11 protein-coding genes are annotated in these 8,155 nt (G+C 59.5%); all 11 read right to left on the bottom strand.

What is annotated here, in order from left to right; genetic code table 11:
- Positions 1-876: hypothetical protein (locus ACYPYD_RS03495; RefSeq protein ID WP_459662075.1), on the bottom strand; the 876-nt coding region annotated here is incomplete at its 3' end.
- A gap of 115 nt (positions 877-991) precedes the next feature.
- Positions 992-1,219, bottom strand: coding sequence for a hypothetical protein (locus tag ACYPYD_RS03490; RefSeq protein WP_459662074.1), 228 nt, complete (start codon positions 1,217-1,219; stop codon positions 992-994).
- Entirely contained in the window at positions 1,212-1,391 is a 180-nt protein-coding gene (locus ACYPYD_RS03485; RefSeq protein ID WP_459662073.1) for a hypothetical protein, read from the bottom strand. The genes ACYPYD_RS03490 and ACYPYD_RS03485 overlap by 8 nt, the downstream gene beginning before the upstream one ends.
- Positions 1,392-1,781: 390 nt before the next feature.
- On the bottom strand, positions 1,782-1,922 hold the full coding sequence (locus ACYPYD_RS03480; RefSeq protein ID WP_459662072.1) for a hypothetical protein: 141 nt from the start codon (positions 1,920-1,922) through the stop codon (positions 1,782-1,784).
- A gap of 384 nt (positions 1,923-2,306) precedes the next feature.
- Positions 2,307-3,686: a type II secretion system protein GspD gene (locus ACYPYD_RS03475; RefSeq protein ID WP_459662071.1), complete on the bottom strand. Its 1,380-nt coding sequence runs from the start codon at positions 3,684-3,686 to the stop codon at positions 2,307-2,309.
- Positions 3,687-3,814: 128 nt separating this feature from the next.
- A complete protein-coding gene (locus tag ACYPYD_RS03470; protein WP_459662070.1) occupies positions 3,815-4,885 on the bottom strand; it encodes a zonular occludens toxin domain-containing protein in 1,071 nt (356 codons plus the stop codon).
- Positions 4,886-4,889: 4 nt separating this feature from the next.
- The gene (locus tag ACYPYD_RS03465; RefSeq protein WP_459662069.1) at positions 4,890-5,183 is read right to left on the bottom strand and encodes a DUF2523 family protein; all 294 of its coding nucleotides are present in this window, start codon (positions 5,181-5,183) and stop codon (positions 4,890-4,892) included.
- A gap of 3 nt (positions 5,184-5,186) precedes the next feature.
- Complete coding sequence (locus tag ACYPYD_RS03460) at positions 5,187-6,650, bottom strand: hypothetical protein (RefSeq protein ID WP_459662068.1); 1,464 nt, start codon at positions 6,648-6,650, stop codon at positions 5,187-5,189.
- 170 nt (positions 6,651-6,820) lie between these two features.
- Positions 6,821-7,045, bottom strand: coding sequence for a hypothetical protein (locus ACYPYD_RS03455; protein ID WP_459662067.1), 225 nt, complete (start codon positions 7,043-7,045; stop codon positions 6,821-6,823).
- Between the two features lie 272 nt (positions 7,046-7,317).
- Entirely contained in the window at positions 7,318-7,641 is a 324-nt protein-coding gene (locus ACYPYD_RS03450) for a hypothetical protein (protein WP_459662066.1), read from the bottom strand.
- Between the two features lie 212 nt (positions 7,642-7,853).
- Positions 7,854-8,155: hypothetical protein (locus ACYPYD_RS03445; RefSeq protein WP_459662065.1), on the bottom strand; the 302-nt coding region annotated here is incomplete at its 5' end.

Genomic DNA, 8,155 nt, shown 5'->3' with positions numbered 1-8,155 from the left:
AAATAGCGCGATCTCGATAAGCCGCAGCGTTTCTTCGCGACCGATCAGTTTTTCAAGCTGGCGAGCCGTATTCCGATACTGCTCGCCCATGTGAGAGAGTGCCGACATTCCTTGCGCAACCTTTGCATCATCCGAGGCCGGTTCCTCCTTCGCATAAGGCGAGGCACGCTCCGGCTTGACCGCCTCACTATAGCCGATCGATTCGAGAAACGCACGTGACCACTTAGGGCTTCCAAGAAGTTCGCAAGGCTCGAAATGAAAGGCCTTTTCCTTCGCATGTGGCTTGTCAGGACGGTGGACCACTTCGAAGCGACGCCATAGCGGGTCCTGGCCCATTTCCTTGCCCTTCTCATAGAGGCGGGCCGTCCACATAGGGGCCTTTTCGTTGCCCGACTTTTCATGCCGCAGCTTCCGCGACCAGTTCACATAGAGGGTACGGCCCCACTGCGGATGCCCAACCGGATGAGGCCGCATCCCGCAGGCTTCCGAGATACCGGAAAGGTCCTTCATCATCCTCTCAAACGCACGGTTCGAGCATGTGAAGTCTAGTGCAGCATCAACCCGGTTGACCTGCGGCGCATCGAACGAAGATGCGGCCAGATTCCACACCCATTCAGCGGCCGAGCCGGTGCCCGAGAGCATACACCAGCCTCGAGACGCGGGGTTATCACCGATGATCGACACCGCGCCGGATTGGTAGCCCTCGGGCATCTTCAAGCCCGAGCGATAGCCCGAGCGGCCGGGAGGATCGAAGCTGACAGTTTCCCCCTCGACAACCTCGGGAAACCACTGCGACGCGGCCTCCCACGTGAGGGGCAAGCGCACGTCCAGCCAGTCGCGAGAGAGCCCGAGGAATTTGCAAAGCGGCCGACCCATCAAGCGATGCTTTTCGACGACTTTTGCAGATCAACAATTCGCACGGTATTTTCCCCACTAAGCGCTTGAAGAAGAAAAGAACTTTCGCGGGCTTCGCCCACGAAAGACCCCCGTATTACCTAACGGGGGTAGAAGGGCCGAGAAGGCGACGCGAAAGGCGCTCCTCAGCGTCCGCGCGAGCCATCAACCAGCCGAGGTGCACAAGGTCCACCTCCAGAGGATCGGTGAAGGTTTTAGCCGTCTCAGTGGCGACCCAAGCGGCGAGAAATTCATCATCATCCTTCGCCGAGACGCACTTTGAAAACGAACCATATTGGTCATTTTTGGCATCCATGTCAGTCATTTGCCTGCCCCTCCTTTGCAGCCTTCTCAGCGCACCATGCGCGAGCGATCTCCTTGAGTTCTTCGGCGCGCTCGGACGGCACCCACACCGCGACCCGGGTTTGACCCTCCTTGCGGCGGCGCTGTTCGTAAGCGGCCTGACGGTCAGTTTGAGCGTTAATGAAGACCTCCATCGGTAAGCGGCGGGGCATCAGTACCCCCCACGATCGATGGTAAAGCGATCAGGGGCAGGAGTCCCCGAAAGCGCCAGAGTGAACACTAAAAACATGGCGTAAAACTCCCCGGAAAAGGGCCATACAAAGGCGCTAGGGCCATCGAAGGCATCTGACCGCCGAAACGTCAGGTTAGGCGTGCTCGCCGCACGGCAGACCCTTGCGGGTCTAGGGTGACCGGGTGGAGGAGGGACGACGATCACGGCCGGAACCGCCACAGAGCGCGAAACGCCCGGTAGAAGGTCCACGTACCGAAGATTCCGATCGCCCAAAGAGCAATAATCACAAGCATTTCCCCTACAGGGCCACCGGCAGGCATGAAGCCTTTCGAGAAGAGGGCGGCGGGCTCGATCACTGATCACCGAACGCGGCAGCGCGGACACCTTCGAGATAGTCCAGCCAGTTGCCTACAGACCAATGATCGGGCCTTTCGGCGAAGTCCTGGCACGCCAGATAATCGTTGTAGCCCATCTGCCAGTACTCAGTTCGCATGGTCAAAACCTCCCCAAGCGCCGAGAGCGCGAGCGAGGGTCGCCCAGCGAGCGGCATCGTGCATGCGGGCCTGTGTCGCACCGAACTTGACCGCGTTCCCGATCTCGCAGTGGTAGGCGACGACCGCACACCCCGCCTGATGAGCGTCCGCGCGCTCAGCGATCGGGGCCATGCGTTCGCTGATGGCCTCGCACCAGACAGGATCATGCGCGGGATAGGAGCCGCAGCACTGGCATGCGTCGAACCTTTCGGCCCAATCGGGATATTGACGGCTGATGTGCTCGATAGTGAGAGCGATCATGTGAACCCCCTGTCAGTACCTACATCTTGTCTCATGTCGGAACCTACATTGCAATAGCGTAAGTACCGACATGCGAAATAAGTTCAGCCGACCGCAGAGCCACGAGAGCGCACCACCGGCTCTGCGCCCTCACTACGTTCGGTGCGCGATCCGGCGGCACCCTCTCGCGCCTCGTCGGACCGGTCCTCAAGCACTTCGATAGCCGGTGCTGCCTGCCTGCCATCGGCCGCTAAATCCGCCTGGACTAACAGGAGCAATTGCGACGACCCTTGATCCCGCTGACGGCTACCGAGCAGCCCACCGAAGAACCCGTCGCGCGTGGAATTGTCGGAACGCTCATCGAGCCCAGCGATAGCCACCGTCTCGCCGGGGCGGATCGCGACGACCGAGGATGCGGTGGACTTGTTGAGCGTGGGCGTATCGTTCACGCCGGTTTCGGTGCGGGAGAAGGTGGACCGCTCCTGCAGCACGCGCATTTCGATTTCGCCCCGGCGCACGGTAGGAGTGACGGTCAGCGACACACCGCTATCCCGATAGACGACAGAGCGAATGGGCTGGCCGTTGTCGGTATAGGTGACCTCGCCGATCGTCGGGACCTGCGAGCCCGAGTTGATGGTAGCCGTTGCGCCTGACAGGGCCGAAAGCGACGGCTCCGCGACGATCTGGAAACGGCCATCGGTGCGAACGGCCGACAGGACGGCGGAAACGCCCCCTGTAGCGATCTTGACGAACTGGTCTCCGCCAGTGCCACCGGGATTGATTCCGAGGCCCACACGGCCCCCCAGCACTTCCGAGAGCAACGACAGGGCAGAGCCGCGGGCTTTCGAGGTACGGACCTCGAACAAGACGGCCTTGATGGCGACAGCGGCGCGAGGGCGATCGACGGCGCGCACGAGCTGCGACGCCATCGAGATTTGCGATTTCGTGCCAGAGAGCACCAGTACTGACGGTTCAAGGCGATCGACGATCTGCGAGCCCTGTGGCTGGCTTGCCTCGCGAACCGCGATCGACAGACCGGGCAGAACGGCCCGCACCATGTCCGCCAGTTCGACCGGAGAGCGGTGAGCCGGCTCGATGACAGCGACGACGCCGACCGGCTCGTCGGCGACAGCGGACACAGGCGACTGAGACAACGCCGGGACCTCAGACGGGCCAGCGGAGAACGGCGAGCCCGAAGGCGTTGCAGGCGTTGGCGCCATGGCCTGCGACACAGAGGCTTGCATGGGCTGCATGGCATATGCGGCCGAGGGCATATTCACAGCGCCGCCGACCTGAGCGAGCGGCTTGTGCGACACAAAGACGGTGCCGCCGCTCAGCTTCACGACAAGCCCGAGCGATCGGAGGAAGCCCACGACCTTCATAGGTAGATCCGCACGCGGCATCACGAGGTTGACCGACACCGGCTTTTGATCGGCCAGAACGTCAGGTGCGATCACGTAAGGAACGCCCATGACGTCACGCATGAGCATGGTGACCAGCGCGCCCGTAGGCATGGAATCTAGCTGCACACGAACCGGCCCCGGCGTGCTGGGCAAAGTGCCTGCAGCTGCAGGCGAAGCGATGAGGGCGAACCCGAGGAAAAGCGCGAGTTTCATGGCATTTGCACCCCGAATTGGGGCGCAGCTACGCCCGAAGTTGAAACCTTGACGCGATCGTCAGCGACGACCGCCATTCCATCGACGACGCCGTACACCGGCCTGTCGCCGTCGAAGCTGAAGCCGTCAGGAGCGACGACGCGCACAGAGCCGTTGTCGTCGGCGAGCACGATCCTAAGGCCCGTATCGGCCGCGACATGGCCAACGATGCGATAGGGCGAGCGAGCACGCACGATACCGCCTTGCGCTGGCGCGGCCGACGACCGGGCGACAGGCTGACCGGCCGTCACGTTTTGACCTGGCTGTTTTGTGTCACCAGCCGAACCGAAGAAGCTAAGGGCCATATAAAGCGAGAATGAGCCCATCACGACTATCCCGGCAATCATGGCGATAAGCGTAGGCGACCAAATGGACGAACGCTTATCGGTTTTCAGTTCCTTGCCGTCTCCATCGGTATCATACGACTTATAGAGATTGAATATCTCTTGCTTATACTTCCCGTTACCCGTCGATACACTTTCGCCTTTAGGTTGCGTCGAACCCTCAAACATGTCCCACTTATAGAACTTGGGAAGCCCGATAGCTTTCAACTTGCGGAACTTATAGGAACGTTCGACAAGCCCGCGAATATCCAGATGGATATCCGTCACAAGCTGCGTACCGATAGCAACGTCGATCGCGACACCGCTCTTGTCGGTTAAGTGCCTGTGATACCTCAAGAAAGGCTCAAGATGAGGCGTCGGGAATGCGCCGCGCTTAGGAAAAGTGAGCCTCCATTCATCGAACAGGAGAAAGTCGCCGCCCTTCACGAAAGTATGTTCATCGGAAATATTCTCAGTCGGAAAGAAGCCTTCATTTAATGCTATGCTTGCATCAAACAATACTACCTCTCCGAACTCAGTATCGGGCGACCGCTTCTGACACAGTTCATAGACCTTTTCAGGTTGAACGCCTGCTATATTCGTCAGTACCCGACGACCAGCCATCACGGCCGGGACCATGAGTTGTTCAATCATGGTGTACGACTTCCCGGAGCCGGGAACGCCAGTATAGGCAGTGATGGCCATAGTATTACCCTATGATGGGCAGGCGACGGATGCAGAAGCGCACCACGAAAGCCGCGATGATCATGGGAAGGCCGACTTCAACCCGGAACACACCGAGGAAGAACAGCACATCGGACGGCAGACCGCTAACAAGCGATCCAATAGAGGTAAGACCCGTCTTGTCGATTTTGTTCATCGCCAGCGATCCTATTTCACTGACGATGTAGTAAAGCGCGGTGAATACACCGAATTTGATAATCGATCCTTTTAGCAGGAAATCGAGCAAATAGTTTATAGCAGAGCGAAGTAGAGCGAACATGGCTTAAGCCCTCAATACGATGATGCCGCAAGCAATCGTGAACAGAAGGATCATCAGCGCAGATATCGCCGCGCGGTTCTGCTCGATGAAAGGGCAATGACTGTCGAGAGTGACCGTATATCCCCACACGTCTGCGGTGTAGGTTGGGCACGACGCGGAACCGAGATTGATTTCAATTGAGGGGAAACCCCAATCCCAAGCCTTATCGAAGATACTCTGAGCAGTCGGAGACTGAGGATTAGGCGCAGCCGTGCCGGGATCAGTCCAATCAGGCCCCTGTGTAGGGGTATCGGTCGGCGTATCCGTAGGCTGCGGCAGAGGCGTGCCCTCATTGTTCGGCGATGGCAGGTTGGTAACGTTGCCGGTGTCCCTGATGGTCGGGTTCTGACCGCCGTTGCGCACGTCCTCCTTCTCGACGCGCGAGTAAGGCGCATCACAGGTGCCGTCCGCGCAGGCGTTCTTGTAGGCCACGTCAGCGAGGAAGCGGATAAACTCGTCAGAGAGGCGGCAGTGCGCCATGGGAGAACCCTGCGTCCATGCCTTGATCTGGGTTGCGGTGATGATCCCATGCGTGGGGATCGCCCAGAAAGACGGCCCCTTGATGCAGGCTTTCCAATGCTGGTTGAAATCACCCTGGCCGATCCCGTCCGGACATTCGTAGTCGAGCGGGGGCGGATCGCCCCAGCCGGGACGAACCTGCGACCAAGCCGTTGCGCTAGGCATGATACCGACGCCGAATGACTGGGAACGGCCCGCCACCACTGTCGCATTAGGCCCGAAATAGGCGGGGCGTGATCCCATAACTGAATAGATACACGAGGCAGACTGACAGAACTGATACGCGTACACCGGTGCGTAACGAAGATGTTCCTCAAGAGGATTGTTCGTCATGTGGAAGTTTACTTTGATCGCTGACCACACGTTATTTGTGCGCAGCTTCGCGTTAGTATCAGCCTGCCATAACTGTTGACCGTACTTGTAAGGTTGTGGCTCGGGGAGCGTCATAGCAGGGACGATCATGTTGCCAGCAGGATCGAGGATGTAATTCTCGTCGCAACTCGGTTCCTCCCAATCCGGACCGGTGGACCCAGCGCCGCCGCCACCTTCACCCTGCCCCGCGTACAGGGGAGAGCAGATCGTCGCCGTGGGGTTCGTCTTGCAGTACGTGCTATCGTACGCCGAGGGCGGAGACAGTTTCGTGCCGGTGGGAAGGCCCATCGCCTGCGCAATGCGTATCCAGCTATCGAGGCTGTTCGTGGGCTGAGCGAGGTAGGCCCGAATCTTGTCCATTGTGGAAACCTGAGCCCATTCCTCAATCTGCCGACGCTCAAAGTTCGCCTTAAGAGAATTGGAAACGGCCTGAGCAACGGAGGCTTTGCCCGCCTCGTAGGGGTTTTGCGTGGTCTGTGACCACGACGCCGAAGGCATGAAGAACGAGGCCAGGACGATCGCGAGAACCAACCTCATCACAGGTTGCCCGACTTGAGGCCAGCGACGAACAGGACCCCGCAAACAAGGCCCATGAACATGACGAAAAGATTGTATGCTAGCTGGCCGTCCATGGCGGTCACTCCAAGAAAAAGGGGGCCGAGAGCGTGCGATGCTCCCGGCCCCCCGACACCCCGCAGAGAGAGGGATTAAGCGCCGCGCACGAGGCCGATGACCTTGCGGACGCCCATCACGGCGAGCGTGACGGTGACGGCCAGAGCGCCGACCGACAGGATTGCGGTCTGCGTCGAACCGAAATCGATCGCGCCGGTCAGGGCCGAGTAGTCGGGACCGGTTGCGGTCTGCGCCATGGCAGGCGCAGCGGCGGCAGCAGCAACGAGAGCGGCCGAGGCGACAGCGATTTTCTTGGACATAACGAACACTCCATGCCGGACTTTCTGGAAAGGACGGATCATGCCGACCGAATGACCCGCATCACGGCACCGACGACGAGGCCGGTGACGAAGCACGAAAGAGGTAGACCGAGGCCCCATGCGAAGAATTGGGGAGCCTCCGAAGTATCGATTTGGAGGGGCTGGGGAGCCAGTACGACAGGGATTAGGGCCACCCCGTCCACCGTGCCGCACGGCGCTGCAGGAACGCCGTCAGGGGCCGGGACACAGTGGACGAGCAGGGTAGGCACCGATTAGTTTTCGAGCGCTTCCAGACCGGCCACGACAGGCCGGATAACCCGCGTTTCGCCGTGGCGATCGGGCTTCGTCTCGTAGCTTTTGCGGAAGAAGCCGAAAAGGCGACACGGAACGGTAATAATTTCTTCGCGGTTGCCCAGCGACTTCGAAGAACGAATTTCGAAGGGCTCCGGCTGAGAGAACTGATCCGCTGCAGGAGAGAGAACAGTGGAGTAAAAGACGCCCTCGTTACGGCGCTGATCCACCAGCTTACCGTGCACGACGACATTCAGATTTGCAGCCGTCGAAGACGAACGTGCAGAAGTAGCCGCATCAACCATGCGATTTCACCTTTCAACGATGTTGGGGACTTTGCCGAGGGAGGCCTATAGCCTCGCTATGGCGTCAGTTCTGACGGTCGGAACTGACGATTGCAACCCCTAATCGTGAAAAACATTCGCTTTGGCGCTAAAAGAAAGGCCCCCCAGCCGGTAAGCTGGGAGGCCCTTATAGGTCGGTCAGTACCGACACCTATTTTCTTACAGGGTTACCCCTAGTTGAGACTGTCAGGCCCATCGAGCGCGGCTAGGTACGCCTCGCCGATCGCACCAGCATCATGCATCTTCCGGCGCACCTGATCACGAAACACGTCGCCGTAACGCTCTTGCGCCATGCGACGGATGAGGGCCGGGCCGGTGATCTCGCGGCCGTCATCGAGGACGATGGCGTCACGAAATAGCGCGATCTCGATAAGCCGCAGCGTTTCTTCGCGACCGATCAGTTTTTCAAGCTGGCGAGCCGTATTCCGATACTGCTCGCCCATGTGAGAGAGTGCCGACATTCCTTGCGCAACCT

The organism is Novosphingobium sp. 11B (assembly GCF_054589055.1).
This window is presented reverse-complemented; position numbering and strand designations above follow the sequence as displayed.